Source organism: Allomuricauda sp. M10, assembly GCF_020782875.1.
Taxonomy (GTDB): domain Bacteria; phylum Bacteroidota; class Bacteroidia; order Flavobacteriales; family Flavobacteriaceae; genus Flagellimonas.
In genome coordinates, this window is record NZ_JAJGBN010000001.1 from 56,793 (window position 1) to 82,242 (window position 25,450).

Genomic DNA, 25,450 nt, shown 5'->3' on the forward strand with positions numbered 1-25,450 from the left:
TCCCTCGATTTGCTCAGATGCGTACGTTGAAATCCATATTCGATTTTTATTTGGATGCGAGTATCCATGTGGCCTTGGCGGTCATTGCGATGGCCGGTGTCACCTTTCACCTGTTCGGTACTTTTTCGGATACAGATCTCTTGGGGTTTATTTTTTTCAGTGTGATCGTTTGTTACAATTTTATCAAATATGGGGTGGAAGCCTATAAATATTTGATTGTTTCCAATGCCTATCACAAGACCATTCAAATTTTTAGTTTCCTCTCCTTCGGTTGTGCCCTTTATTTCTTTTTCCGACTGGATGAACGTATATGGTGGGGAACCTTTATTCTCGGACTATTGTCTGGCCTTTACGCGGTACCGTTATTGCCAAGGGCCAAGAATTTAAGAAACTTGGCTGGACTTAAAATCTATATTGTCGCCTTTGTGTGGGCCGGGTTTACCGTGTTGTTCCCAGTTTTGGATGCCAACTTGCCCCTGGACTGGGATTTTTGGATTGCATTTGTTCAGCGCTTTTTATTGGTGTTGATATTGATTCTGCCTTTTGAAATTCGTGATATGCAATGGGACGACAAGTCTCTAAGAACCTTGCCTCAGGTTTTGGGAGTCCGGAATACTAAAAAACTGGGGATAGGCATGATCGTGGTTTTCTTTCTGTTCACCTTTTTAAAAGATACCATTCATCCCATGGAGATAGGTTTGAGATTGGCACTTGCCATCGTTTTGGTTTGGGTATTGGTATCCGATAAAAAAATGCAGAAACGCTATTTTGTTTCCTTTTGGGTAGAGGCCATCCCTATATTTTGGTTTTTCCTATTTTGGGTGGCAGAGCACTATTTCTAAAGCTTTTCTTCTAGGTCGCGCTTCATGCGCTCCTTTTCATCCTTTGTCAACATGGTGAGCCCGGCTCGGTCGCACATAGACGTTAGTTCACTATTCTTTTTGGAATACTGCTTACAGGTCTTGCAGTACAAGAGATGAATGCGAAGTTTTACAATATCCCAAAAACTCGCTTCCTTGTATTGTGATTTGTTACAGATATTTGATGCCTCCTGACATGAAATCTTCATAGCTAAAACCAATTATCGTTTAAACAACCCATGAGTGCCGTTCGTGCCCTATGGATCATCACCCAAAGGTTGGACGGATTAATGTCCAGTTCATTACAGATATCTTCCGTACTCATGCCCTGTATGGTCTTCATTTTAAAGGCCAGGGCCTGTTTTTGGGGCAGTTTGGAAATGCAGTCTTGAATGGCAAGACCCAGTTCCTCGTTTTCCATGATATTATCGCCATCTTTGCTGTACGGGTCGGCCACCTGTTGCTCCAACCAATCCCCTTCGGCTTCCGAATCATCACTATAATTGATGCGGACCTCAGCTTTGCCTTTTTTGGAATTGATCTTTCGGTAATGATCGATTACTTTTCGTTTTAAAATGGATATCAACCAAGTGCGTTCGGCAGCATCGCCCTTAAAGTTTTTGGCCGAATTAAGTCCGGCAAAAAAAGTTTCCTGTACCAAATCTTTGGCCAAGTCGGCATCGCTTACCCGTGCAACCGCATAGTTGAACAGGTAATCGGCATAGAGGTCGACCCAATTTTCAGGATGGAGTTCGTGCGCGGCCATAATTGTTTAGATGTGCCAAAATTAATTTTTTTTGGAACAAATCACCTTTTTTGTCGGTTTCTTTGACAAAAACCGTTTAGACGTTGAATGAATGCCAGACTAACAATATAAGGGCTTTTTTTGTTCGAATTTTCTGATCTAGGGCTTTTTTGAGAAAATGGCCCAGTAATATTGAAATGGAAGGTTGTCTTTTACCCTGTGGTGGATAAGACAGTTCTTTATGATATTTGGAGCAGGATATCCTTAATGTCCTCGGATTTTAGGGGTTTTACCAGATAATCTGAAACGGCGTCTATTCTTCGGGCTTTTTTGATGTCCATTGGATCTATGGAGGAGGAAACCAAATACACCTTAATTTCCTTGTTCAACCCAGGAAGTAAATCAACAAATTCATCCATAAACTGAAATCCATCCATGACCGGCATGTTGATATCCAAAAAAATAATGTCTGGAAGTGCCTCCAATTCGTCCTTATTGGCCATTATATGTTCTAGGGCTTCGGCTCCATCAGAAAAAGTGCTTATCGATTTTACGGAAGGAATACTTCTTAAAGTTACTTTCAGGGTAAATTGGTAGATATCGTCATCATCCACGACAAATACATTAAGAGGCTTCATAATCAGCTATTTAGATTTATAAAAAAGGATGTGCCAACACCCTCTTCACTTTCGGCCCAAATACTACCGCCCATGGCATCTACTTGGGCCTTCGTCAAAAATAGCCCAACACCCTTGGCATCCTTGTTTCTGTGGAACACCTTGTTGAACCCGAAAAGTTTGTGTCCATTTTTCTTCAAGTTGATTCCAAGTCCGTTGTCCCTGAATTCAAGTTGTGTTTTTCCGTTCTCCACTTTGGAATGAATGAAAATTTCGGGGGTTCTATTTTCCGAACAATACTTCAGGGAGTTACTTACCATATTTAAGAAAATACTCTCCAAATAGACTTTGTTATACATGGCAGAAGGAGCGTCGGTAAAATTGGAGGTTATGTTTGCTCCCGATTTTAAGATCTGGGCCGCCAACATTTCTTTCGTCTTTGACAGGGTGTCCTCAAAGGAGATTTTTTCCACAGGGATTTGTTCGGCGTTTTTTATCATCAATGATTCCACCAAGGTATCCAGGGTCCAAGTGAGATGATTGGTAACGGTCTCGATTTTTTCGATGAGTTCCTCCTTCATCTCTGCATCGTTTTCTGTCTTATAAATGTTCAGTAGGGCACTCAAGTTGCTGACGGGGGACCTTAAATTGTGCGATGTTATATGGTTGAACTCGGCAAGCTGCCGGTTTTGGGCTTTTAGTCTTTTTGCGGATTCTTTTAGGCTCTTGTTGGTTTCCATGATTCTGTGTGCCGCCTGTTTTTGGGTGGTTATGTCCCTTATGGCTATGGAAACAAGGAGGCCTTCAGGTGTTTCAAGAGGGCTCAGGGTAACTTGAACCGGAATTTGGAAACCCGACTTGTTATGTACAAAAAAATCCAGGTTGTGTGGAAGTCCGGTATGTTTGGGGTCTTTAAAAAAAGCAATTGCGTAAAACTCCATAGTGTCCCATAGTCGTTGCGGAACAAGCATGGACACATGTTTCTCTTTAAGTTCGGAGAATGTGTATCCAAACATTTTTTCGGCTTGCTTGTTGATCAAATGGATGGTCCCTTTTTGATCTACGATTACCATGGAGTCCGGTGCGGAATCCAAAAGCCCCCGAAATTTGATTTCGGACATACGCTGTTCCGTAATGTCCTGGGTGATGCCTACCATTTTAACCACATTACCGGCACCATCCATTATAAGTTCGCCAAAAAGTTCAACGGTTCTAATGGCGCCATTTTTGTGGACTATTCGGTGCATGAATTTTCTGAACCGTTTTTCGGATATGAATTCCTCTGCGTTGGCACGAAAATTATCTCGATCATCTGGGTGAATTGCCTCAACAACATTTTCAAAACCCAATTGAGATCCAATTTCCAAGCCAAAAATCCGATACATATTATCAGACCAGATAAGGTGGTCATTCACAATATCCCATTCCCAATAACCTATTTGGGCCATTTCCTCAGCAAATGTCAACTGTTGGTTTTTTTTAACCAGCTCTTGCTCTTTGTTGACCTGATCGGTTATATCCTGACATGTGCCGAACATTTCCACAGTTTTTCCGAGATCAGTTTTGACAATGCCCATGGACTTGATGATTTTTGTTGTACCGTCCCTAGGCTGAATACGATATATGAGGTCATCGTAGGTCCCGGTTTCCAAAGCCTTTAGTATCTTTTGCTCCACGAGGTCCCTTTCGTCCACATGAACATGATTCAAATAGACTTCATAGGAAAGGGGCTCATTTTTGGAATGACCGTAGATTTCATAAAGATTATCGGACCAAGTTAGTTCCCCCGTAATGGTACTCCAGTTCCAATTTCCAATTTTGGCCATTTTTTCCGCATTGTTGAGTTGCTGGTTTTTCTTGGCCAGTTCAAATTCTGCTTTTTTACGATCCGAAATATCTAGGAGGACTCCTACTATTTTAACACAAGTTCCATTTTTAAATTCGGGATAACCTATTTTACGTATGAAGCGTAGATTTCCCTTGGCCGTAACCATTTCCACATCAAGGTCATACGGTTCTCCTTTATGAATGGCATTTTCCAATGCTTGGCGGGCCTTTTCCCTACAATCTCCTTCTTTGTAAAAGCTTAGTTCTAATTCAAGGGTAGGGACAAAATCATTGGGGACTTCAACAATTTTTTTTATGGTATCGTTCCAATATAGTTCTTTGCTGACCATGTCAAATTCATACACCCCTATTTGCACGGCATTGGCCGTGTGGTTCAGTATCTGTTTGATCTTGATATCCTCAATGTCCTTATGTTTCATTTCAAGAAGAATTGATTGGTTAGATTTTGGGATAATCAGGTCGTGTCAGAAACCGGCTGGCTTCCATTTCCCTAAAAAACTTAAAACTAAGATAGAAAAGATAGTAAATATATTGTGTGAAATTTATGACAGGAATCAATTTTTCAACAATCCCGCTCTTTCCAATAATGCATCAATATTCGGTTCTGCGCCTCTAAATCTTTTGTACAGTTCCATCGGGTTTTCGGTACCTCCTTTGGAGAGCACATGCTCCCTGAACTTGTTCGCAATTTCTCTGTTGAAAATACCATGCTCCTTAAAATAGGCGAAGGCATCTGCATCCAATACCTCGGCCCATTTGTAACTGTAATACCCTGAAGAATATCCACCTTGGAAAATATGGGAGAATGAAGTGCTCATGCAAGTTTCAGGTGTTTCAGGAAACAGGTTGGTGCTTTTGAATGCTTCGGTCTCGTATGCTTTCACATCCTTGATGTTGGAAGGGTCCTTTCCGTGCCATGCCATGTCCAAAAAGCCAAAACTCAATTGGCGAACCGTTGCCAATCCTTCCTGAAAGTTGGCCGATTCCTTAATTTTTTCAACCAATTCCATGGGAATCAATTCTCCTGTTTCGTAGTGAAACGCAAAAAGCTCCAATGCCTCTTTTTCATAACACCAATTTTCCATCACCTGGCTGGGCAGTTCCACAAAATCCCAATATACAGAGGTACCGGACAGACTCGGATAGGTTGTATTGGCCAACATGCCATGAAGTCCATGTCCAAATTCATGGAACAAGGTCGTCACCTCATTAAAAGTAAGTAGTGAAGGTTTGGTACTGGTAGAACGGGTGAAATTGCACACGTTTGAAATATGTGGTCTACTGTTCTTTCCGTTCAAGGTGTATTGTGATTTGAAGGAAGTCATCCATGCCCCATCACGCTTACCGGTTCTAGGATGAAAATCGGCATAGAAAAGGGAAATGAAGTTGTTGGCGTCATCATAAACCTCGTAGGTCTTGACTTCTGGATGGTATTTTTCAATCGTTGAAACTTCCTTGAACTGAAGACCGAACAATTTTTCGGCCACCAAAAACACGCCCTTGATCACATTTTCCAATTTGAAATAGGGTTTTAGTTTCTCATCATCCAGATTGAACAATTTCTGTTTCAACTTTTCAGAATAAAAGGCACTGTCCCATTTCTCCAAACGATCAATGCCGTCCAATTCCTTGGCGTAGTCTTCCAGCTCGGTGTATTCCCTTTCAGCGGCAGGTTTGGCCTTTGTCAAGAGTTCATTAAGGAACTCCAATACTTTTGCAGGGGTTTCTGCCATGCGTTCCTCCAAAACAAAATCGGCATGGGTGGCATATCCCAACAAATTGGCACGTTCAAACCTGAGGTTCGCAATTCTCAATACATTTTGTTGGTTGTCCAATTCGTCATTATGGAATCCCTTGCTGCCAAAAGCGATGGCCAATTTTTTGCGCAGTTCCCGGTTTTCGGCATATTTCATAAACGGAATGTAGCTGGGATACTCCAAGGTAATGAGCCACCCTTTTTTTCCTTTGGACTCTGCCAAATTTGCGGCGGCTTCCACAGTGCCTTCGGGTAGGCCTTTCAGGGCATCCTCATTGGCGATAAGGAGTTCATATTTGTTGGTTTCAGCTAGAACGTTCTCCCCGAATTTCAATTTTAGTTTGGAAAGTTCTGCATCAATTTCACGAAGCCGTTTCTTGTCCGTTTCGTTCAGGTTGGCTCCATTTCTACTGAAACTTTTGTATTTCTTGTCCAAAAGCGTGTATTGTTCGGGTGTCAAGTCCAAGCTATCCCGTTGCTCATAAACAGCTTTGATGCGCTCAAAAAGACCTTGATTCAGTGTAATGTCATTGCTGAATTCGGATAATAAAGGAGAAACTTCCTGGGCTATTTTTTGAATTTCCTCATTAGTTTCCGCAGAATTCAGATTGAAAAAAATACTGGAAATACGATCCAATTGTTGCCCTGCAAAATCAAGGGCTTCCAGCGTATTGCTGAAAGTTGGAGGTTCTGGATTGGCCACAATTTCGTCGATTTCTTTTCTGGCATCGTCCATGGCCCGAAGAAAGGCAGGTTTAAAATGATCGTTCTTTATTTTAGAAAAAGGAGCTTGCTCGAAAGACTCCAATAAGGGATTATTATTGTTGGACATGTTAGATACTTAGATTTTTTGAATTTGAATAAAATTTCAATCTCATTATTTTTTTTCCTGACTCTTCAATCGAATCACAAATAGGTCGGATACCAAATAGGCAAAGCCGACAATGGATGACAAAACGGCCATGGTGGCAGGGGCTAGTATCCTGATGTTTTTGCCATTGGTTTTTTTATTCATGGCCGCAATGGCTCCTTCGGAATACTCGTTTAGATCTACAAATCCGTTGCCGTTCAGGTCATATTTGTCGGCATATTCCTCAATGAATTGCCAATGGATTTCAATATAAATCAATAGTGCGGCATAGAGGGTGAATACCAAAAGTGCGGTTTGCCATAAACTTTTCAGATAGGGATTGCTCACTTTTTTATATGTGATCCCAACAAAGGCGATGACACATATCGCCATTAATATGCCAATTTGATTGTAGCTCATGCCGCCCTGAACATTAGGATTTTTTCCTGACCTCTTCCGCTCCTTGAATAACCTTTTCTTTCAAGGATTCCTTGTAGGCCTCAATTTTGGCCAATACGTGGGCATCAGCACTACCGATGATTTGGGCGGCCAATATCCCTGCATTTTTGGCCCCGTTCAATGCTACGGTGGCCACGGGCACTCCGCCAGGCATTTGCAAAATGGATAATACTGAATCCCACCCATCAATGGAGTTGCTGCTTTTTACTGGTACTCCGATTACAGGTAAAGGCGACAAGGATGCCACCATTCCAGGTAGGTGAGCTGCACCACCAGCTCCCGCAATGATTACGGAGAAACCTTTTTTATGGGCATTTTTACTGAAATCGAACAATTTCTCGGGGGTACGGTGGGCAGAAACGATGTCTACCTCCACGGTGATCCCAAATTCCTTCAATATATCTACGGCGTCCTGCATAACGGGAAGGTCACTGGTGCTTCCCATGATCACGGCTACTTTGCTCATATTATTCGCTTATCACTTTAATCGTTTCCTTTACTTTTTGTGCCACTTCACGGGCACGTGCCATATCCTCATCTACAATGGTCACGTGGCCCATCTTACGGAAAGGCCTGGTCTGTCTTTTTCCATAAATGTGCGGGGTAACACCATCCAGTTTCAATATCTGATCCATGTTCTGGTAGACCACATCACCGGTATGGCCTTCGGCCCCCACCAAGTTAACCATTACGCCGGCCACCTTGCTGTCGGTTTTGCCTAAAGGCAAGCCCAAAATGGCACGTATATGTTGTTCAAACTGGTTGGTGTAACTGGCTTCTATGCTATAATGGCCACTGTTGTGCGGCCTTGGGGCCACTTCGTTCACTAAGATTTGATCGTCCTTGGTCTGGAACATTTCTACGGCCAAAAGACCGATTTGGTTCATGTGTTCCGAAACTTTCAAGGCAATTTCCCTTGCCTTATCAGCTATTTTTTCATCAATACGGGCAGGACAGATTACATATTCCACTTGGTTGGCCTCAGGGTGGAATTCCATCTCCACCACAGGATAGGTAACTACTTCACCTTTGGTGTTGCGGGCCACGATAACTGCCAATTCGTTTTTAAAGTCGATCATGCGTTCCGCAATACATTCCACATTGGGCAGTCCTTGCAGGTCTTCCATTTGGCGAACCACTTTTACACCTTGGCCATCGTAGCCGAATTGTGCACTTTTCCAAACAAAGGGCAGTTGCAGACCGCCATTGTGAATGCTATCCTCAATTTCGGAAGTATAGGCAAATCGGGTAAAAGGGGCTGTAGGGATTTCGTGATCCGTATAGAACAATTTTTGGGTAGCCTTGTTCTGTATGGTACTAAGCGTTTTAGTAGGCGGATACACTTTTTTGCCTTCGTGTTCCAATTTCTCCAAGGCATCAAGGTTCACATTTTCGATTTCGATGGTGAGCACATCAACATCCTGTCCAAATTGGTACACTGCATCGTAATCCATCAAACTGCCCTGAACAAATTCGTTACAGGCAATTTTACAGGGGGCGTCTGCCGCTCCATCCATTACTTTGGTGTAAATGTCCCATTTCCGGGTTTCGTAGAGCATCATTTTGCCCAGTTGCCCACCTCCTAAGATTCCCAGTTTAAAGTCGGATGAAAAAAATTGCATTGATCAGCGAATTGTATGAATGCAAAAATACATGAAATCCATGAAGGTATAAAAGAACTAGGGTTATACCACTTGTAAAAGTGCTATCTTTGCCAACCTGACCATAACGAGAATACTGTGATCAAGCTTCACGATAAGTTTTTTAAACCCTATTTAAAGGAGGAGCAGATCCTTAATGCCATTGCTAAAATGGCAAAGGACATCGCCAAGGATTACAAGGATGAAGTGCCTTTGTTCGTGGGGGTGCTCAATGGTGCCTTTATGTTCGTTTCCGATTTTTTAAAGGCTTACCAACATCCATGCGAAGTTTCCTTTGTTCGATTGAGTTCCTACCAAGGGTTGACCTCCACGGGAATTGTAGAGACCTTGTTGGATGTTCCAGAGGAAATGGAGGGGAAAAGCGTGATCATTTTGGAGGATGTTGTGGATACCGGCCGTACATTGAAGCAGTTGGTACACCTGTTCTCCAATACCAATGTGAAGGAATTCAAGATAGCGGCCCTGTTCTATAAATCGGAAGTGTATAATGGCGAGTATCCGATAGATTATATCGGATTGGACATCCCTGATAATTTTATTGTGGGATATGGACTGGATTACAACGAGTTAGGCAGGAACCTGAGGGAAGTTTACCAATTAAATCAAGCTAATATGATCAACCTAGTGCTGTTCGGCAAACCAGGTGCCGGAAAAGGTACCCAGGCGGGGTTTTTAAAAGAAAAGTATAATCTTAAGCACATTTCCACTGGGGATGTTTTTCGCTATAACATTCAAAACGGCACAGATTTGGGCATGTTGGCCAAATCGTACATTGATAGAGGGGATTTGGTTCCCGATGCGGTGACCATTGATATGTTGAAGGATGAAGTGGAGAAAAATCCCGATGCCGCTGGTTTTATTTTTGACGGATTTCCACGTACCGCAGCCCAAGCCGAAGCATTGGACAATTTTTTGGAATCCAAGAACATGAGGGTAGATGCCACCATTGCCTTGGAAGCTGATGATGATATTTTGGTGGCCCGTTTGTTGGAACGCGGTAAGGTAAGCGGTCGTTCCGATGATCAGGACGAAAGCAAGATCCGCAACCGTTTTGATGAATACAACGAAAAAACGGCACCGCTCAAGGCCTACTACCAAAAACAGGGCAAGTTCCATTCTGTGAACGGAATTGGGGATATTGATGAGATCACCACGCGTTTGAGCCAGGTGATCGAATCTTTAGATTGATATACTTCTAATGGCCAGTTAGGCCTTTCGCTTAAAAACTAAAACCGACAAGATGACCGAGGGCAATTTTGTGGATTATGTGAAGGTACACGTCTCTTCCGGTAACGGGGGTAAGGGCTCTGCACACTTGCACCGTGAAAAATATGTGGCCAAGGGTGGCCCTGATGGTGGTGATGGAGGCCGTGGCGGTCACGTGATCGTTCGGGGCAACAAAAACCTTTGGACACTCTATCACTTTAAATTTCAAAGGCATTTTAAGGCGGGCCATGGGGAACATGGGGGTAAAAGCCGAAGTACTGGGGCCGATGGTACCGATGTGTACATGGAAGTGCCCTTGGGAACCGTAGTGCGGGATACCGAAACCAATAACATCCTTTTTGAGATTACGGAGGACCAAGAGGAAAGAATCCTTTTGGAAGGCGGAATGGGCGGTCGTGGTAACTGGCATTTTCGGACCGCTACCAACCAAACCCCTCGTTACGCACAACCTGGTATTCCTGGACAGGACACCCAAGTAACTTTGGAATTGAAGGTTTTGGCCGATGTGGGACTGGTAGGATTCCCAAATGCTGGAAAATCTACCTTGCTTTCCGCCATGACCTCTGCTAAACCAAAGATTGCCGATTACGAGTTTACCACCCTGAAACCCAATTTAGGCATTGTGGAGTATCGCGATTTTCAAAGTTTTGTGATGGCCGATATTCCTGGGATTATTGAAGGTGCAGCCGAAGGTAAAGGGTTGGGTCACTATTTCCTTCGCCATATTGAACGGAATGCAACACTACTGTTCTTGATTCCTGCCGATAGTAAGGACATCAGTCAGGAATACAACATCCTTTTAGGGGAATTGGAACGGTACAATCCGGAGTTGTTGGATAAAAACCGGTTCGTTGTGATCTCCAAATGCGATATGTTGGATGCCGAACTCATTGAGGAAATGAACGAGGACATGAAGGAAGATTTTAAGGATGTTCCCTATATGTTCATCTCTTCGGTAAGTGGGTTGGGTATTCAAACGTTGAAAGATAAACTGTGGTTACTGTTGAACGAATAAAGGGCATTCTTTCCTGATCCAATCGTTTAATTGTCTAATTTTAAGGAAATCAGATCTACCACTTATGCGCCTAGTATATTCCTTGTTAATGATTTTTCTGGTACTTTCCTGCAGTACTGTAAGGGTGAATTATGACTATGACAAGGCAATCGACTTTTCCAGCTACACTACCTACAACTATTATTCGGATATGCGGACCGGCCTTAGCCAATTGGATGAAAAACGCCTTATTCGCATTTTGGATTCTACTATGACCATCCGGGGCTACAGATTGGCAGAGGAGCCTGACTTTTTTGTAAATATCCTAAGCAATGAATTCCAAGGAGCTCCCAGCAGTTCAGTGGGTGTTGGCATTGGTGGAGGGGGGCGTAATGTTGGCGGTGGTATATCCCTTGGATTACCTGTAGGCAGTCCAAGTGTGCAAAGGAACATTCAATTCGATTTTGTGGATGCCCAAAGGGATGCCTTGTTCTGGCAAGCCACAGCCCAGAGCGGTTATAGGGAAAATGCATCTCCCAGTGTTCGCGAAAGCAATCTTAGGGCCTTGGTGAAAAAGGTCTTTTCCAAGTTTCCTCCCAAGGCTAAGTAGTCTCCTTACAGCCACATACCTTATTAAAAGGCTTTACCGTTCAGATAATCCAATTTACCACTGGTCATAATTTGTTCATCAGGGGAATGAACATGTTTTACTTTAGCCAAACAATCACAAATCAAAAAGCCATGATCGTATTAGCAAAATTCATTATCGCCGTATTAGTAAGCATTCTGCTGTGATCAAGTACAATCAGTAAAACAGATTAGTCATGAAAAAATTTAGAACTTCTCAAATTGTAATCATTGCCATCGGTATCATTGGTGGACTTATAGGTATTTTCGGAAAATTTGATGGATGGGATTACAATACCTATTTTCCGATTTTTTATTCCGGAACCACCATGGTCTGGATTTCTTTTTTACCGAACAAAGGATGTTGTTGTAATCTTTTTAAAAGAAAGGCCACACAAAATTCTTAATCATCAATAGTATGGGCAAGGGTTGGCCATTTGTGGTATTCCGTAAATTTGGTCATATTGCCAACCTTATATGGAACTAAGCGGAAAACGAAGAACATATGCCTTTTGGATTCTCCAACTTATCGGTTGGGGGTTTATCAATTCCATTGTGTTGCTCGTTCCAAAGGAAATCAGTGTGGAGCTTTCCGTGTTTTCCTTCATTTTTGGAATGGTCATTGGGATAACCGCCACCTCTATGTTGAGATGGTATTTAAAAAGGTTTGTATCCTTTGATGACTTCAAATGGATGGACCTGGGCAAAATTTTAATAGGACTTTGTTTAACATCCATCATATTTGCCGGATTGAATATTGTTTTTGGCTATCTCTATATCAAAATAGGTTTTGAACTGACTGATTCAGAGAAAATTATGTTCAAAGGATATAATAATCTTTTGATGCAGATTTTCAACGCTTTCTTTTTAGTAGGGGCTTGGATGGTTACCTATTTGGGAATCAAGTTGTTATTGAAACTTAATCAAGAACGCATTGAAAGATTGGAACTGAATACCAGTTTGAAACAGGCCCAATTGAATACGTTGAAAGGGCAGATCAATCCCCATTTCATGTTCAATAGTCTCAACAACATCCGTGGGTTAATGCTGGAAGACGTGAACCGATCCAGGGAGATGCTCACCAAACTGTCCGAAATTTTAAGGTATTCCCTGACCAAGAGTACCGTTAACGATATTTCAGTTCGTGAAGAATTGGAGGTGGTGGATAATTATATCGACCTGTCAAAAATCCAGTTTGAAGACCGATTGGAATTCATCAAAAAAATTGACCCAGCTAGTTTGGACCTGAAGATTCCGCCCATGGTCATTCAATTGTTGATTGAAAATGCCGCCAAACATGGTATTGCCAATTTAAAGAACGGGGGAAGGATAGTGTTGACCATTCAACCCGAAAATGAAGAGTTGTTGATCGAAGTCAGGAATACGGGAAAGTTGAATATTTCCAAAGATTCCACCCAATTGGGTTTGAAAAACATCAAGCAACGGCTAAAATTATTGTATGCCGATAAGGCATCCTTTACCTTGGAAGAAGATTCAGATGAGGTGGTGGCCAAAATCATAATTCCGATGTCATGAAGATCAGAGCGGTCATAGTGGAAGATTCCCGTTTGGCGCGGAATGAGTTGAAGGAACTGATAAAACTGCATGACGACCTGGAACTTGTCGGGGAAGCCGAGAACGTGGATGAAGGGGTGGAATTGATCCAATCCGAAAAGCCCGATCTTTTGTTTTTGGATATCAACATGCCCGAAAAGGATGGTTTTGAGCTCCTTGAAATGCTGGATGAAGTGCCCATTACGGTTTTTACCACAGCCTATGACGAATACGCCATAAAGTCGTTTGAATACAACGCCCTTGATTATCTTTTAAAGCCGGTCAGTGAAAAGCGTTTTGATATTGCCATGGAAAAGGTTAGGGCCCAAATGGAAGCCAAGAACAACCAATCCAAAGCCAAAAAACTGACCGATGGCAGCCAAATATTCATCAAGGATGGGGAATCGTGCTGGTTGGTAAAGATTGGTGACATTGAACTTTTCGAGATTGTGGGCAACTATACCCGTGTCTATTTTGCCAATGAAAAACCATTGTTGTACAAATCGCTAAATCAAATTGAAGAGAAACTACCCGAAGAATTTTTCTTTCGTGCCAATCGGCAACAGATTGTCAACACCAACTTTGTGGAAGGAGTGGTTCCTTGGTTCAATGGCAAGCTGAAACTGACCTTGACCAATGGGGAAGAGGTAGAAGTTTCCAGAAGACAATCCTATATTTTTAAAGACCGGATGAGCCTGTAAAAATGAAGATTTTAGAGCGATTTCAACAGTCCGCCATCAATCGGAATATTGGTTCCTGTGATAAAAGCGGCTTGATCAGAAGCTAAAAAAGCAACCAAATATCCGTACTCTTCCGGCTTTCCGATCCGTTTCATCGGCACTTGCTCCTCCATATTGGAACGGACTTCATCAGAGGTGATTCCGAGTTTTTCCGCTTTTTTGGAATTGAGTTGTGCAATACGGTCCGTGTCAAAATAACCGGTAAGTGTGCTGTTCATGGTGATGCCATCCTTTGCAACATCATAAGCCAAACTTTTGGCCCAAGTGACCACGGCCGCCCGAATGGAATTGGACAATGCCAAATAATTTAAGGGCTCTTTGACCGAAATGGAAGCCACATTAATGATGCGCCCCCAACCTTGCTTTTGCATATGGGGTAGAGCCAATTCGGTTGTCAACACCACAGATTTGAACAAAAGGTCAAAAGCTTCTTGGTAATCGTCCACTTTTTTTTCAAGGGCGCCACCAGCTTGCGGACCTTGGGTGTTGTTCACCAAAATGTCTACGTAATTGTTTTCGAAATAGTGGGTAATTGTGGTCTTGTAGGTTTCAAATCGGGAAAAATCAACCACAAGATATTGATGTGCTTGCCCTTGTTTGGTGTCCAATTCCGCAAGTATGGTTTTCATACGTTCCTCGTTCCTTGCCATAAGGGTCACGCTGGCGCCACTGGCCGCCAATTGTCGGGCAACAGCCTCCCCGATTCCCTTACTACTGCCACCTACAAGTGCCTTTTTGCCTTTTAATGAAATGTTCATGTTATTTGTATTCTGATCGTACTGGGCTGAAAATATCCATCAATTTGCAAACGGTGATCGCTTTTCCGCTGTGTGGTGTGTTGGATGGAATGATCACCACATCACCGGGGCCATATAATTTGGTTTCGCCGGCCAAAGTGAATTCAAAAGTACCTTCAACCACATGCATGATCTGTTCGTGTATATGATGGTGTTCGGGTACCACTGCACCAAGTTCCACATCCCAAAATACCCAGCTCATTTGTTCGGCATGGACCAATTTTCCATGATAACCGGGCATAATTTCCTTTGATTCGATTTCCGATAGGTTCATAGTTCTCAAATTTGTCACCAAGATAAAAATTAATAAGGGTTTCATTGTTTGGTTTGGACCAGGCAATGGCTATTTTTGAATCATATTAGAATTTGATGCACATACATTTTATCGCCATAGGGGGCAGTGCCATGCACAATTTGGCCCTTTCACTTCAAAAAAAAGGGTATACGATCACAGGTAGTGACGATGTGATTTTTGAACCATCCAAAAGCAGGTTGGATGCCAAAGGATTGTTGCCTAAGGAGTTCGGTTGGTTTCCTGAAAAAATTAGCGAAGGTTTGGATGCTATCGTATTGGGAATGCATGCAAAGGCCGATAATCCCGAGTTACTGAGAGCTCAACAGTTGGGACTTAAAATCTATTCCTACCCTGAATTTTTGTATGAGCAATCTAAATTCAAGACCCGTGTGGTAATAGCTGGTAGTCATGGGAAAACGACCATAACTTCCATGATCCTGCATGTGCTCAAATACCATGATATTGATGTGGATTATATGGTGGGCGCCCAGTTGGACGGATATACCGATATGGTACACCTGACCAACGAAAATGATTTTATCGTTTTGGAAGGGGATGAATATTTGTCTTCACCAATTGACCGAAGGCCCAAGTTTCATTTGTATCGACCTAATATTGCGTTGTTAAGCGGAATCGCCTGGGATCACATCAACGTATTTCCAACTTTTGACGACTATGTGGAGCAATTCCGCATTTTTGTGGATAGTATAGTGAAAGGCGGAAGCATCACCTATTGTGAGACGGATCCAGAAGTTAAAAAAGTGGTGGAGGAAACTGAAAATCCTATCCGAAAGTTCCCATATGCTGTACCTGCGTATCGAGTGGAAAATGGCCAGACCCTGCTTGAAACCGAAGAAGGTGAAATGCCCTTGGAAATCTTTGGGGAACACAATTTGACCAATCTGGCCGGAGCTAAATGGATATGCCAACAAATGGGTGTGGATGAAGAGGATTTTTACGAGGCGATCGCTACGTTCAAGGGAGCATCCAAACGATTGCAGAAAATTGCCGAAGGCAGCAATAGTATTGCATTTAAAGATTTTGCCCATGCGCCCAGCAAGGTAAAGGCAACGGTAAACGCCGTGAAGGAGCAATTCCCAAACCGAAAGTTGTTGGCTTGTTTGGAATTGCACACCTACAGTAGTCTAAACCCGGAATTTTTGGTGCAATACCGCGGTGCAATGGATCAAGCCGATCAGGCAGTTGTGTTTTATTCGTTGGATGCATTAAAGATCAAAGGAATGCCCGAAGTTGCCCCTCAGCAAATTTTAGATGCTTTTGGTAAGCAGGATATTACTGTTTTTACGGATGCCAAGGATTTTCAAGCGTTTGTATATGGCCAACATTTTGAAAATGCGACCTTGCTCTTGATGAGCTCTGGCAATTACGGTGGCCTTGATTTTGATAAATTGGCAGGGATGTTTTAAACCCCGAATTGCCTTAAATGGTGGTCTAAATGTTTGTACTGCATTTGGCCCCATTGTTCAGGGGTAAAATGTCCAAAGACGGGATGCGGGTCCCATTCGGTTTTGTGCTTTTCTTGATGAAAATCATTGATCAAAACAACCAATTTGTCCTTTTCAGTTTCAAAATCCTTGTCCGTTGTCACTTTTAATCCTTTGGCAGTGGGAAGATTGTGTCGCCAAGGTTTGTCATCATACAGACTTTTCCTGAAAAATTTGCCCATAAGCTTCAACATGGGATTTGGTTTGTTGTAGGTATTGGTCCTTCCTAATCCTATCTTAAGCGGAAATTGGCAGTGGTTCAGCATTTGACCAACCTTCATTTTGCCCCATAATCCTTCAGATTCTGAGGTCAAATCCCCTATCCTGGATAGAATTTCGGTATGGGCCGCTTCTTCAAAAAGTGATTTCATATGGAAGGGTTTATCCTGAAAATTACATAAAATTATTCTCCTATCTTTAGGCCATGCAAGAAAAACTAGCTTCCTTTTCTATAAAAAATTGGGCAGACGATGACCGACCAAGGGAAAAATTGGTACAAAAGGGCAGTTCCGTTTTGTCGGATGCGGAATTGATTGCCATTTTGATCGGTTCGGGAAGTAGGAATGAGAGTGCAGTGGAGCTTGCCAAGCGTATTCTGGCATCGGTGGACCACAACCTGAACGAGTTGGGAAAACTTTCCGTGAACCAATTGATGCGATTTAAAGGTATTGGTGAGGCCAAAGCGGTGACCATTGCCGCGGCACTGGAAGTTGGCAGAAGGAGAAGGGCGGAGGATACCAAAAAAATCACTAAGATAACCGGTAGCAACGATGTTTTTGAATTGTTGTACCCCATGATCGGGGAACTACAGCATGAAGAGTTTTGGATCATTTACCTGAACAATTCCAACAAAGTGGTGCACAAGGCGCAATTGAGCAAAGGTGGCATCACCGGAACTTTGGTGGATGTAAGATTGGTATTGAAACAGGCCCTTGAACTGGGGGCCGTGGGTATCATTTTGGCGCACAACCATCCGTCAGGAACCCTAAAGCCAAGTACGGCGGACAAACAGATTACACAAAAATTGAAATCGGCCTCCGAGGCGTTGGATATAAAAGTGCTGGACCATTTGATCATAGCACAACACGATTATTATAGTTTTGCAGACAAAGGAATATTATAGCCCATGCTGCTGATATTTACCCATAAGGTCACAAATAGACTTACCTATACTGCCAAACAGATTTTTGAAAGAATTCTGGGTGTGGAGGTGACCTTTGCCACAAAGGTGGAGGATTTCATCAAGCACAATGGCCCCAAAATGACCTATTCCAAACAACCTTTGCAGAATGAATTCTTTATCCGTAGCAATGATCTTTTATTTGAACAGGGCATCAACGACCTTGAAATAAAAGTATCGGATTGGGACGGGATTCCCTGCTTTTTTTCGGCAGGGGAAAAAAGCACCATTCCCTATGATATTTTTTCGGCCAGTTTTTTTCTATTGAGCCGCTACGAGGAATATTTGCCCCATGTTAAGGATAGTGTAGGACGATTTCCGGTAAAGGAAAGTTTGGCCTATCAGCATAAGTTTTTAGAGTTGCCCGTGGTAGATCTTTGGGCCTACAAATTGTTGGATGCGCTAAAAGCACGTTTTCCCAAACTGAAACATCTGGAGCGATCGTACAATTTCACTTCCATCATCAATGTGACCACTTCACATGCTTTTAAAATGAGGGGGTTGGCTCGTTCCTTGGGCGGATTATTTTTAGACCTTGGCAATTTGAAGTTTGGATATGTTTGGGACCGTGTTTCGGTATTGATGGGCCTAAAAAAAGACCCTTACGATAACTTTTATGAGTTGGTGGAAATCCATAAAAAGTTTCCGATCAAGACCATGTTCTTTTTTCAGTTTGCCAAACATTCGGCCCATGATAAGAACGTTTCCCCTAACAACAATAGGTTCCGATATCTCATCAAATCCATAGCGGATTACAGCATCGTTTCCCTCAGTACCTCATTTCTATCATCAACCGATAAAAATGTTTTGAAAGAGGAAAAGAAGCAATTGGCCAATTTGGTGCATCGGCCTATTACCTACTCTAGACTTAGGTATAACCGCGTTAATGTACCTGCCGCTTATCGTAATTTGGTGGAAACCGAATTTACCGACGATTTTTCCATGGGGTATACCCACGAGATCGGTTTCAGGGCCGGTACCTGCACGCCATTTCATTTTTATGACATCAATATGGAAGTAAGGCAACCTTTAAAGGTGCACCCCTTTGCCTTGCACGATTATGCTTTGGTAAACTTCAAAAACCCCTCGGAAGTGTTTGAAAAAATGGATAGGGTCTATCGTATGGTGAAACAGGTGAACGGAAATTTCATCATGGTGTTTTCCAACGAGCTTTTGGGAGGTAAACATCATATGGACTGGATGGAACTGTATCAATCCTTTTTAAAGCGCTATTATGTTTGAAAACAAGGTAACGGACATCTTTTTCGATCTTGACCATACCCTGTGGGATTTTGAGAAAAACTCTGCCCTTACCTTCGCCAAAATATTGGCGGAAAATAAGGTGGAAGTTGATCTTTCGGCTTTCCAGGAAATCTATTCGCCCATCAATTTTCAGATGTGGGCCCTTTACCGTGAAAACAGGATCAGTAAATCAGAGCTACGTTATCAGCGTTTGAGGCAAACTTTTGATGCCCTTAATACCCCAGTTTCCGATGAAATTATAGATGTGCTGGCACACGAATACATCGAACAATTGTCCACTTTTACCCATTTATTACCCAATGCGGTAGAGATTTTGGAATATTTATCTCCCAAGTATAAACTTCACATCATAACCAACGGATTTCAAGAAGTACAGGAACGAAAACTGAAGGGGAGTAGCATCCATCACTATTTTAACCAGGTGGTCAATTCGGAAATGGCGGGGGTGAAAAAGCCACATCCTGCCATTTTTGAACTGGCTTTGGACAGGGCCAAGGTACATCCAAAAAACACCTTGATGATCGGGGATGATCTGGAGGCCGATATACAGGGGGCAAAGGCCATGGGTATGCAGGTGATCCATTACAATTCCAACAATGCCATAACCCATGAAATCTGCCTCATGATTAACGATCTGATCGAAATAAAAAGCATTTTATAGAGTTATAGTAACAGCGGTATACCCCGTTACGGACACTGGAAATGTTTTTGGCTATGAAAAGATCATTTTACCTGCTCCTCTGCATCACTGCAGTGTTGCTCCTTTCCCAATCCTGTACCGAACCTCAGGATTTCAGTCAGTTTGATGACTTGCGCATTACCCCAACCTTGGCCACGGGCCTGTTTTATATGGAATCCGATGAAGCGACCATCAATGATTCAGGATCTCTGTCAACTTTTTATATCCAAACGGTCAATTTTGATGCCTTTAATGAACAATATGTTGCCGAACATTTGATCGAAGGGACCATTACCTACGAAATTGTGAACACTACAAGCAAACAGTTACGAATCACTCTTGAGTTTTTGGATGAAGGAGGTAACACTTTGGATGCAGAACAATTTGATGTACAGGCCGATCCATCCGGCACCAATATTTGGGAAGTGGCCTATGGCCCGGGAGGCAAAAGTTTGGATATTTTGGCCAATACCTCTAGCCTTCGAATAACGGTCACCAATTTGGGTGATACCACAAGTGTTTCTGCCCAATCGGAACCCAAAATAAAGTTCAGATCTGCTGCCGAGTTTTTATTTAGGTTGAAATGAGGATAAGGTTCTATTTTCTTTTTTTTACCCTCTTGGGAGGCTCCGTTCTTTTTGCCCAGAACAAGGAACTGCTCTACGATTTTTATGAGATCCCTCAATCGCTGATGGTCAATCCAGGGGTAAAAACCTCGGAGAAATGGCATGTTGGCATTCCGGTTATTTCTGGATTGTCCTTTCAGGGAGCTACCAGTGGCGTTACGGTGAACGACCTGTTTGCCAACGACGGCATTGATTTCACAACCAAGGTCCAGGAACGTGTATTGGATGCCATGACCCGGAAGGACGATTTCAGTACCACCAACCAAATTGAGGGTATTACAGTAGGCTTTAGGGGAAAAAACCGTCCTGATGATTACTACTCTTTCGGAATGTACGGTGAAACCGATGTTATTGTGTACTGGCCAAGGGATTTGGCCCTTTTGGCTTTTGAAGGCAATGGCGGTGACAATATTGGTAGAAGTTTTGATCTCGGCGATCTGAACCTTCGCGGTGAAATGATCAATGTGTTCCATTTTGGTGTCAACAGAAAAATGAGTGAATCCCTCACAGTGGGGGCAAGGGCCAAATTATATTCCAGCATATTTCAATTTCAGTCGATAAAAAACTCGGGAAGTTTTGTGACCACGGAAGGTCAGGACAATATTTATATGACCTCCATAGCTGCCGATATGCAATTTCAAACGGCTGGCGTAAGAGGATTTTACGATATTTTGGAAGAGGATACCGGTACCACAAAAAAAGACATTAAGAGTTTATTTGCCGAGCGGGTATTGTTTGGAGGTAATTTGGGTCTGGGGTTCGATGCAGGTTTTAGCTATCAGTTAACGCCGCAAACTACCGTTACAGGTAGTGTTTTGGATGTTGGTTTTATCTACAATAACAAGGATGTTTGGAACTATACCCTCAATGGTAGCACCAGTACCGAAGGTATTTTAGTTTACTTACCGGAAGATATAGATGATTTGGACAACGATCTTTGGCAAGAACTGGTTGACGATATTGATGCGGCACTTCCACATGGTGAAAACCAAAAATCCTATATTTCTTTCAGGCCGGTCAAGGCATATGGATCTATTCGATATGACTTTGGCGAAGCGGGAGGTAATCCCTTCGATAATTGCGGATGCGGCGTGAACGATCAGGGAGGGGGTAGTAATAGGGACTACTATCCGAATAGTGTAGGGGGGCAGTTGTTCATGATGAAAAGACCACGGGGAGTACAAGCAGCGCTGACCGGGTTTTATCAAAGAAGATTTGGTAGGGTTTTGGCGTTGAAAACCACCTATACTATAGATAAATATTCATTCTCCAATATAGGCTTAGGCCTTAATCTTCAGGCAGGTCCGGTAAATTTTTACATCCTTGGAGACAACCTTTTGGGCTATTCCAATATAGCGGACAGCCATTATGCTTCTTTACAGTTCGGAATTAATATCATATCTTGGAACGATAATTGATTTATCTTCCTCATGAAATCTAGAATTACATATTTTTTGTTGTTGGTATTGGGATTTACCTATGCAGGACAGGCACAGTTGAATGATTATAAATACATCATTGTTCCCAAGAAATTTGCTGCCTTTAAAGGTGAAAACAGATACCAGACCAGTACATTGGTCAAATATTATTTCACAAAGAATGGTTTCAATGCCATTTATGATGATGAAATGCCTTTGGACCTAGCAACCAATAGATGTTTGGGGCTTGTGGCCGATCTTTTGGATAATTCCTCCATGTTTTCAACCAATATAATAATCACACTGAAGAATTGTGAAAATTCTGAGGTATACAGAACCTTTGAGGGAAAAAGTAAGACAAAGGACTATGTGGATGCATATAAGGAAGCCATTCAAGATGCCTTTGTTTCTTTTGCGGGAATGGATTACAAATACCAACCCAAGCAAACAGAGACTCCGAAAAATCCAGTGGTCATCAGTTTTAAAGACGATGTAAAAACAGTCGTAGAGAAGGAAAAAGAGTACGTTGTGGAACAAAAGGCCACAACCGAAGAGCAAGTATATAAAAGTGTGGAACCCAAACCATCAAACATTTCCAAAGCTGTTGCGGTAGAGGCATCAGAAACGATCACTACCGACCTTTTGTATGCCCAACCCATTGCAAATGGATATCAATTGGTGGACAGTACACCCAAGGTGGTCCTAAAATTGGAGTCCACCTCCATGGACAATGTTTTCTTGACCCAGGTTGAAGGGAACAATGCCGTGGTATTCAGCAAGGATGGCAAATGGATATTAGAGTATTTGGAAAACGGGAACAAACAACAAAAGGAACTGAACATTAAGTTCTAATAATCGTATTTATCTTTCCAACGGATTTTTAAAAAATCTTTCATGGCCTTTTCCCTTGCATTATTACCAGGATGGTAAAAGGTAGTGCCGGATATTTCCTTAGGTAAAAATTCCTGATCGGCAAAATTGTTTTCATGGTCGTGGGCGTAAGCGTAACCTTCCCCATATCCCAAATCCTTCATGAGTTTGGTTGGGGCATTTCTGATGGCCATGGGAACAGAAAGATCTCCGGTCTGTTTCACGATTTGTTGGGCCATATTAATGGCCATGTAGCTGGAATTGCTTTTTGGGGAACCTGCCAAGTAAGTGGCACATTGGCTAAGAATGATTCGAGCTTCAGGATATCCAATGGTGTTCACGGCTTGAAAAGTGGTGTTGGCCATTACAAGGGCAGTGGGATTAGCATTTCCAATGTCCTCAGAAGCAAGAATAACCATCCTTCGAGCTATGAATTTAACATCCTCACCTCCTTCGATCATGCGGGCCAACCAATACACTGCGGCATTGGGATCACTACCTCTAATGGATTTAATGAAAGCCGAAATAATATCGTAATGCTGTTCCCCGGTCTTATCATACAACACCGTGTTCTTTTGCACCTTGCCCATGACCAGATCATTGGTGATGGTGATGGTATTTCCGGGTTCGGAATTTACTATCAGCTCGAAGATGTTCAGCAACTTTCGGCCATCGCCGCCAGATAGTCTTAATAAGGCTTCGGTTTCTTGTAGATCAATTTGTTTGGATTTTAGAACACTGTCCGTTTTAATGGCCCGTTCCAAAAGGGCAATAAGGTCTTCTTTTCCAAAGGGGTTAAGAATGTAAACCTGACAACGGGACAGCAGTGCGGGAATTACCTCGAAACTTGGATTTTCGGTTGTGGCACCGATTAAGGTCACCCAACCTTTTTCCACGGCACCCAACAAGGAATCTTGTTGCGATTTGCTGAACCGATGGATCTCATCAATAAAAAGGATGGGGTTTTTGGATGTGAAGAGTCCACCACTTTGTTTGGCCTTGTCAATCACTTCCCGAACGTCCTTAACCCCACTACTTATGGCACTCAAGGTATAAAACGGGCGTTGGCTTTCCGTTGCAATGATATTGGCCAAGGTGGTTTTTCCAGTCCCCGGTGGTCCCCATAAAATCAGGGAAGGGATTACACCGTTCTTGATCTGGTTGGTCAATGCGCCTTTTTCGCCCACCAAGTGTTGTTGACTGATGTAATCCGCCAATGTTTTGGGCCGTATCCGTTCTGCCAAAGGTTCGTTCATGAGATAAAAATAAGACAAATTTAGGGGTGATGGATGCTGTTACAGGGACGAGATCTTAACCAAAACTGACAATTTGTGTAAATTGGATACTGTGGTAAGTATTTTGATTCCCGATTGAAGTATGAAGTCATCTGAACCTTTCAAAATTCCCTTAAGTGTGGTATTGGCGCCTTTGGTTGCCGTGCTTTGCATTTGGTCGGTTTATTGGTATGAAGTGGGGGCAGGGGTCAATTTGAACGATTATGGCGTCTATCCAAGGAAACTGTGGGGATTGAGAGGTGTGGTGCTGAGTCCCTTCATTCACGGGTCCGTGGAGCATTTATATAACAATACCATTCCATTGGCCATTTTGTTGGCCTTCCTCTTTTATTTTTATCAGAAGGTGGCCCTAAAAGTTTTGGTCTATGGGGTGTTGCTATCCGGGTTTTTGACATGGTCCATCGGAAGGCCATCCTACCATATCGGGGCAAGCGGGGTCATCTATGTGTTGGCCAGTTTTATCTTTTTTAAAGGGATTTTGGCTAAGTATTACAGGTTGGTGGCCTTATCCTTAGTGGTGGTTTTCATTTATGGAAGTATGATTTGGTACATTTTTCCGGTGAGGGAAGAAATTTCATGGGAAGGACATCTGGCAGGCTTTATTACCGGATTGGTATTGGCTTTTTTAATGAAGGCGGAAATCCCGAGTCTTATAAAATATGATTGGGAAAAGGATGATTTCAAAGAAGAGGACGACCCATTTTTAAAACATTTTGATGAGAACGGCAATTTTATTGAAAACATGGAAATTCAGGATGAGCCTCCCATCCAAATCAGATATCATTACAAGAAATCCGAGGAAGACTGATGTTATTTCAGACGTTGCCTGACAACTTCATACAGAAACACGCCGCAAGCAACAGAAACGTTCAAGGAGCCAATGTTGCCCAATAAGGGAAGTTTGGCCCGATGGTCTACCATGCCCAGAACGGAAGGGGAGACGCCTTTTTCCTCAGAACCCATGATGATGGCAGTTGGTTGATCAAAACCAATGGAGTAGATATCATCATCCGCCTTTTCGGTGGCAGCGGTAATGGCAATGCCAGAAGATTGTAGATAGAACAGGGCATCCTTTAGGTGATCCACCTTTGCAATGGGCACATTGAAGACGGCTCCTGCTGAGGTTTTGACCGTATCATCGGTAATGGGGGCGGAACCGTTTTTGGGTACGATGATCCCATGTACACCACAGCATTCCGCGGTACGGATGATTGCGCCAAAATTACGCACATCGGAAACCTGATCCAATAGCAGAAAGAAGGGCATTTTTTCTTCAGAAAGGACCTTTTCCACCATTGCTTCAAAATCTTGAAACTGTACCGGTGATATTTGTGCAACGATGCCTTGATGGTTGTTGCGGGTCATCCTGTTCAGTTTTTCAATGGGGACGTAGGAAGAACTAAGTCCGGATTTACGAATGGTAGTCTCCAGCTCTTTGAAAAGATCGCCTTTCAACCCTTTTTGGATGAATATCTTATTAATGGGTTGGTCGGCGTGTATTGCCTCTAAAACGGCACGTATGCCATAAATGAGCTGGTTGTCTTTCATGGCGCAAAAATAAATAAAAAACGGCCATCTAATAGT

The 25,450-nt window shown here is 42.7% G+C and carries 28 protein-coding genes; 15 read left to right on the forward strand and 13 right to left on the reverse strand.

Translation table 11 applies throughout. The features are described 5' to 3' along the window. The first annotated feature begins 17 nt into the window (after positions 1-17). On the forward strand, positions 18-842 hold the full coding sequence (locus LKX84_RS00270; protein WP_228234873.1) for a hypothetical protein: 825 nt from the start codon (positions 18-20) through the stop codon (positions 840-842). On the opposite strand, the gene LKX84_RS00275 is transcribed toward LKX84_RS00270, so the two are convergent. The 8 genes from LKX84_RS00275 to LKX84_RS00310 all read right to left on the reverse strand — a co-directional run bounded on the left by LKX84_RS00275 (position 839) and on the right by LKX84_RS00310 (position 8,757). After that, positions 839-1,069, reverse strand: coding sequence for a hypothetical protein (locus LKX84_RS00275; RefSeq protein ID WP_228234875.1), 231 nt, complete (start codon positions 1,067-1,069; stop codon positions 839-841). The two genes, LKX84_RS00270 and LKX84_RS00275, sit on opposite strands and share 4 nt — an antisense overlap. Positions 1,070-1,071: 2 nt before the next feature. After that, a complete protein-coding gene (locus LKX84_RS00280; RefSeq protein ID WP_228234877.1) occupies positions 1,072-1,626 on the reverse strand; it encodes a sigma-70 family RNA polymerase sigma factor in 555 nt (184 codons plus the stop codon). A 218-nt stretch (positions 1,627-1,844) separates the two neighbouring features. Next, positions 1,845-2,243, reverse strand: a complete 399-nt coding sequence (locus tag LKX84_RS00285) for a response regulator (protein WP_228234879.1) — start codon at positions 2,241-2,243, stop codon at positions 1,845-1,847. 2 nt (positions 2,244-2,245) lie between these two features. Beyond that, the gene (locus tag LKX84_RS00290; protein WP_228234881.1) at positions 2,246-4,489 is read right to left on the reverse strand and encodes a PAS domain-containing sensor histidine kinase; all 2,244 of its coding nucleotides are present in this window, start codon (positions 4,487-4,489) and stop codon (positions 2,246-2,248) included. Between the two features lie 135 nt (positions 4,490-4,624). Further along, positions 4,625-6,658, reverse strand: coding sequence for a M3 family metallopeptidase (locus tag LKX84_RS00295; protein WP_228234883.1), 2,034 nt, complete (start codon positions 6,656-6,658; stop codon positions 4,625-4,627). A gap of 45 nt (positions 6,659-6,703) precedes the next feature. Further along, positions 6,704-7,069: a hypothetical protein gene (locus LKX84_RS00300; protein ID WP_228234885.1), complete on the reverse strand. Its 366-nt coding sequence runs from the start codon at positions 7,067-7,069 to the stop codon at positions 6,704-6,706. Positions 7,070-7,109: 40 nt separating this feature from the next. Then, positions 7,110-7,601 carry a 5-(carboxyamino)imidazole ribonucleotide mutase gene (purE, locus tag LKX84_RS00305; protein WP_228234887.1) on the reverse strand — a complete coding sequence of 164 codons (492 nt, stop codon included), beginning with the start codon at positions 7,599-7,601 and terminating at the stop codon, positions 7,110-7,112. A gap of 1 nt (position 7,602) precedes the next feature. Next, positions 7,603-8,757, reverse strand: a complete 1,155-nt coding sequence (locus LKX84_RS00310; RefSeq protein ID WP_228234889.1) for a 5-(carboxyamino)imidazole ribonucleotide synthase — start codon at positions 8,755-8,757, stop codon at positions 7,603-7,605. A 117-nt stretch (positions 8,758-8,874) separates the two neighbouring features. Here LKX84_RS00310 and LKX84_RS00315 point away from each other — a divergent pair, with 117 nt between their 5' ends. The 6 genes from LKX84_RS00315 to LKX84_RS00340 all read left to right on the forward strand — a co-directional run bounded on the left by LKX84_RS00315 (position 8,875) and on the right by LKX84_RS00340 (position 13,899). After that, positions 8,875-9,984: an adenylate kinase gene (locus LKX84_RS00315; RefSeq protein ID WP_228234891.1), complete on the forward strand. Its 1,110-nt coding sequence runs from the start codon at positions 8,875-8,877 to the stop codon at positions 9,982-9,984. Positions 9,985-10,036: 52 nt separating this feature from the next. Continuing rightward, positions 10,037-11,038: a GTPase ObgE gene (gene obgE / locus LKX84_RS00320; protein ID WP_228234893.1), complete on the forward strand. Its 1,002-nt coding sequence runs from the start codon at positions 10,037-10,039 to the stop codon at positions 11,036-11,038. 64 nt (positions 11,039-11,102) lie between these two features. Further along, positions 11,103-11,627 (forward strand): DUF4136 domain-containing protein, encoded by a 525-nt coding sequence (locus LKX84_RS00325; protein WP_228234895.1) that lies wholly within the window; start codon positions 11,103-11,105, stop codon positions 11,625-11,627. Positions 11,628-11,841: 214 nt separating this feature from the next. Then, positions 11,842-12,051, forward strand: coding sequence for a hypothetical protein (locus LKX84_RS00330; RefSeq protein WP_228234896.1), 210 nt, complete (start codon positions 11,842-11,844; stop codon positions 12,049-12,051). A gap of 70 nt (positions 12,052-12,121) precedes the next feature. Then, positions 12,122-13,180 (forward strand): sensor histidine kinase, encoded by a 1,059-nt coding sequence (locus tag LKX84_RS00335; RefSeq protein WP_228234897.1) that lies wholly within the window; start codon positions 12,122-12,124, stop codon positions 13,178-13,180. Continuing rightward, positions 13,177-13,899, forward strand: coding sequence for a LytR/AlgR family response regulator transcription factor (locus tag LKX84_RS00340; RefSeq protein ID WP_228234899.1), 723 nt, complete (start codon positions 13,177-13,179; stop codon positions 13,897-13,899). The genes LKX84_RS00335 and LKX84_RS00340 overlap by 4 nt, the downstream gene beginning before the upstream one ends. 11 nt (positions 13,900-13,910) lie before the next feature. On the opposite strand, the gene LKX84_RS00345 is transcribed toward LKX84_RS00340, so the two are convergent. Together LKX84_RS00345 and LKX84_RS00350 are read right to left on the reverse strand one after the other, a co-directional pair. Then, entirely contained in the window at positions 13,911-14,696 is a 786-nt protein-coding gene (locus LKX84_RS00345) for an SDR family oxidoreductase (protein WP_228234901.1), read from the reverse strand. 1 nt (position 14,697) lies between these two features. Beyond that, positions 14,698-15,009: a cupin domain-containing protein gene (locus LKX84_RS00350; RefSeq protein ID WP_228234903.1), complete on the reverse strand. Its 312-nt coding sequence runs from the start codon at positions 15,007-15,009 to the stop codon at positions 14,698-14,700. A 95-nt stretch (positions 15,010-15,104) separates the two neighbouring features. Between LKX84_RS00350 and LKX84_RS00355 the strand changes: the two genes are divergently transcribed. After that, entirely contained in the window at positions 15,105-16,457 is a 1,353-nt protein-coding gene (locus tag LKX84_RS00355) for a UDP-N-acetylmuramate--L-alanine ligase (protein ID WP_228234905.1), read from the forward strand. Here LKX84_RS00355 and LKX84_RS00360 read toward each other — a convergent pair. Continuing rightward, complete coding sequence (locus LKX84_RS00360; RefSeq protein WP_228234907.1) at positions 16,454-16,906, reverse strand: DUF1569 domain-containing protein; 453 nt, start codon at positions 16,904-16,906, stop codon at positions 16,454-16,456. The genes LKX84_RS00355 and LKX84_RS00360 overlap by 4 nt on opposite strands. Before the next feature lie 53 nt (positions 16,907-16,959). Between LKX84_RS00360 and radC the strand changes: the two genes are divergently transcribed. From radC to LKX84_RS00390, 6 genes are read left to right on the forward strand one after another with little or no spacing between them, the layout of a single operon-like run. Further along, entirely contained in the window at positions 16,960-17,658 is a 699-nt protein-coding gene (gene radC, locus LKX84_RS00365; protein WP_228234909.1) for a RadC family protein, read from the forward strand. Positions 17,659-17,661: 3 nt separating this feature from the next. Then, complete coding sequence (locus LKX84_RS00370) at positions 17,662-18,957, forward strand: polysaccharide deacetylase family protein (RefSeq protein ID WP_228234911.1); 1,296 nt, start codon at positions 17,662-17,664, stop codon at positions 18,955-18,957. Beyond that, complete coding sequence (locus tag LKX84_RS00375; protein ID WP_228234912.1) at positions 18,950-19,639, forward strand: YjjG family noncanonical pyrimidine nucleotidase; 690 nt, start codon at positions 18,950-18,952, stop codon at positions 19,637-19,639. Before LKX84_RS00370 ends, LKX84_RS00375 begins: the two co-directional genes overlap by 8 nt. A 53-nt stretch (positions 19,640-19,692) precedes the next feature. Beyond that, positions 19,693-20,244, forward strand: coding sequence for a hypothetical protein (locus LKX84_RS00380; protein WP_228234919.1), 552 nt, complete (start codon positions 19,693-19,695; stop codon positions 20,242-20,244). Then, the gene (locus LKX84_RS00385; RefSeq protein ID WP_228234920.1) at positions 20,241-21,701 is read left to right on the forward strand and encodes a DUF5723 family protein; all 1,461 of its coding nucleotides are present in this window, start codon (positions 20,241-20,243) and stop codon (positions 21,699-21,701) included. The genes LKX84_RS00380 and LKX84_RS00385 overlap by 4 nt, the downstream gene beginning before the upstream one ends. 12 nt (positions 21,702-21,713) lie before the next feature. Further along, positions 21,714-22,553, forward strand: coding sequence for a hypothetical protein (locus LKX84_RS00390; protein WP_228234925.1), 840 nt, complete (start codon positions 21,714-21,716; stop codon positions 22,551-22,553). Here LKX84_RS00390 and LKX84_RS00395 read toward each other — a convergent pair. After that, positions 22,550-23,827 (reverse strand): replication-associated recombination protein A, encoded by a 1,278-nt coding sequence (locus tag LKX84_RS00395; protein ID WP_228234927.1) that lies wholly within the window; start codon positions 23,825-23,827, stop codon positions 22,550-22,552. The genes LKX84_RS00390 and LKX84_RS00395 overlap by 4 nt on opposite strands. A 121-nt stretch (positions 23,828-23,948) precedes the next feature. Between LKX84_RS00395 and LKX84_RS00400 the strand changes: the two genes are divergently transcribed. Further along, entirely contained in the window at positions 23,949-24,674 is a 726-nt protein-coding gene (locus LKX84_RS00400; protein ID WP_228234929.1) for a rhomboid family intramembrane serine protease, read from the forward strand. Positions 24,675-24,676: 2 nt separating this feature from the next. Here the strand turns inward: LKX84_RS00400 and rlmB are convergent, their stop codons facing one another. After that, on the reverse strand, positions 24,677-25,414 hold the full coding sequence (gene rlmB / locus LKX84_RS00405) for a 23S rRNA (guanosine(2251)-2'-O)-methyltransferase RlmB (RefSeq protein ID WP_228234931.1): 738 nt from the start codon (positions 25,412-25,414) through the stop codon (positions 24,677-24,679). Positions 25,415-25,450: the final 36 nt, after the last annotated feature.

Excerpts from the sequence above, each read along its gene's own strand:
- rlmB (WP_228234931.1), bottom strand. The coding sequence starts at position 25,414 with ATGAAAGACAACCAGCTCATTTATGGCATACGTGCCGTTTTAGAGGCA.
- LKX84_RS00325 (WP_228234895.1), top strand. The coding sequence starts at position 11,103 with ATGCGCCTAGTATATTCCTTGTTAATGATTTTTCTGGTACTTTCCTGC.
- LKX84_RS00330 (WP_228234896.1), top strand. The coding sequence starts at position 11,842 with ATGAAAAAATTTAGAACTTCTCAAATTGTAATCATTGCCATCGGTATC.
- LKX84_RS00295 (WP_228234883.1), bottom strand. The coding sequence starts at position 6,658 with ATGTCCAACAATAATAATCCCTTATTGGAGTCTTTCGAGCAAGCTCCT.
- LKX84_RS00385 (WP_228234920.1), top strand. The coding sequence starts at position 20,241 with ATGAGGATAAGGTTCTATTTTCTTTTTTTTACCCTCTTGGGAGGCTCC.
- LKX84_RS00400 (WP_228234929.1), top strand. The coding sequence starts at position 23,949 with ATGAAGTCATCTGAACCTTTCAAAATTCCCTTAAGTGTGGTATTGGCG.
- LKX84_RS00270 (WP_228234873.1), top strand. The coding sequence starts at position 18 with ATGCGTACGTTGAAATCCATATTCGATTTTTATTTGGATGCGAGTATC.
- LKX84_RS00310 (WP_228234889.1), bottom strand. The coding sequence starts at position 8,757 with ATGCAATTTTTTTCATCCGACTTTAAACTGGGAATCTTAGGAGGTGGG.
- LKX84_RS00370 (WP_228234911.1), top strand. The coding sequence starts at position 17,662 with ATGCTGCTGATATTTACCCATAAGGTCACAAATAGACTTACCTATACT.
- LKX84_RS00355 (WP_228234905.1), top strand. The coding sequence starts at position 15,105 with ATGCACATACATTTTATCGCCATAGGGGGCAGTGCCATGCACAATTTG.
- LKX84_RS00280 (WP_228234877.1), bottom strand. The coding sequence starts at position 1,626 with ATGGCCGCGCACGAACTCCATCCTGAAAATTGGGTCGACCTCTATGCC.
- LKX84_RS00395 (WP_228234927.1), bottom strand. The coding sequence starts at position 23,827 with ATGAACGAACCTTTGGCAGAACGGATACGGCCCAAAACATTGGCGGAT.
- LKX84_RS00335 (WP_228234897.1), top strand. The coding sequence starts at position 12,122 with ATGGAACTAAGCGGAAAACGAAGAACATATGCCTTTTGGATTCTCCAA.
- LKX84_RS00290 (WP_228234881.1), bottom strand. The coding sequence starts at position 4,489 with ATGAAACATAAGGACATTGAGGATATCAAGATCAAACAGATACTGAAC.
- LKX84_RS00285 (WP_228234879.1), bottom strand. The coding sequence starts at position 2,243 with ATGAAGCCTCTTAATGTATTTGTCGTGGATGATGACGATATCTACCAA.
- purE (WP_228234887.1), bottom strand. The coding sequence starts at position 7,601 with ATGAGCAAAGTAGCCGTGATCATGGGAAGCACCAGTGACCTTCCCGTT.
- LKX84_RS00375 (WP_228234912.1), top strand. The coding sequence starts at position 18,950 with ATGTTTGAAAACAAGGTAACGGACATCTTTTTCGATCTTGACCATACC.
- LKX84_RS00300 (WP_228234885.1), bottom strand. The coding sequence starts at position 7,069 with ATGGCGATATGTGTCATCGCCTTTGTTGGGATCACATATAAAAAAGTG.
- LKX84_RS00350 (WP_228234903.1), bottom strand. The coding sequence starts at position 15,009 with ATGAACCTATCGGAAATCGAATCAAAGGAAATTATGCCCGGTTATCAT.
- LKX84_RS00340 (WP_228234899.1), top strand. The coding sequence starts at position 13,177 with ATGAAGATCAGAGCGGTCATAGTGGAAGATTCCCGTTTGGCGCGGAAT.
- radC (WP_228234909.1), top strand. The coding sequence starts at position 16,960 with ATGCAAGAAAAACTAGCTTCCTTTTCTATAAAAAATTGGGCAGACGAT.
- LKX84_RS00345 (WP_228234901.1), bottom strand. The coding sequence starts at position 14,696 with ATGAACATTTCATTAAAAGGCAAAAAGGCACTTGTAGGTGGCAGTAGT.
- LKX84_RS00390 (WP_228234925.1), top strand. The coding sequence starts at position 21,714 with ATGAAATCTAGAATTACATATTTTTTGTTGTTGGTATTGGGATTTACC.
- LKX84_RS00360 (WP_228234907.1), bottom strand. The coding sequence starts at position 16,906 with ATGAAATCACTTTTTGAAGAAGCGGCCCATACCGAAATTCTATCCAGG.
- LKX84_RS00275 (WP_228234875.1), bottom strand. The coding sequence starts at position 1,069 with ATGAAGATTTCATGTCAGGAGGCATCAAATATCTGTAACAAATCACAA.
- LKX84_RS00380 (WP_228234919.1), top strand. The coding sequence starts at position 19,693 with ATGAAAAGATCATTTTACCTGCTCCTCTGCATCACTGCAGTGTTGCTC.
- obgE (WP_228234893.1), top strand. The coding sequence starts at position 10,037 with ATGACCGAGGGCAATTTTGTGGATTATGTGAAGGTACACGTCTCTTCC.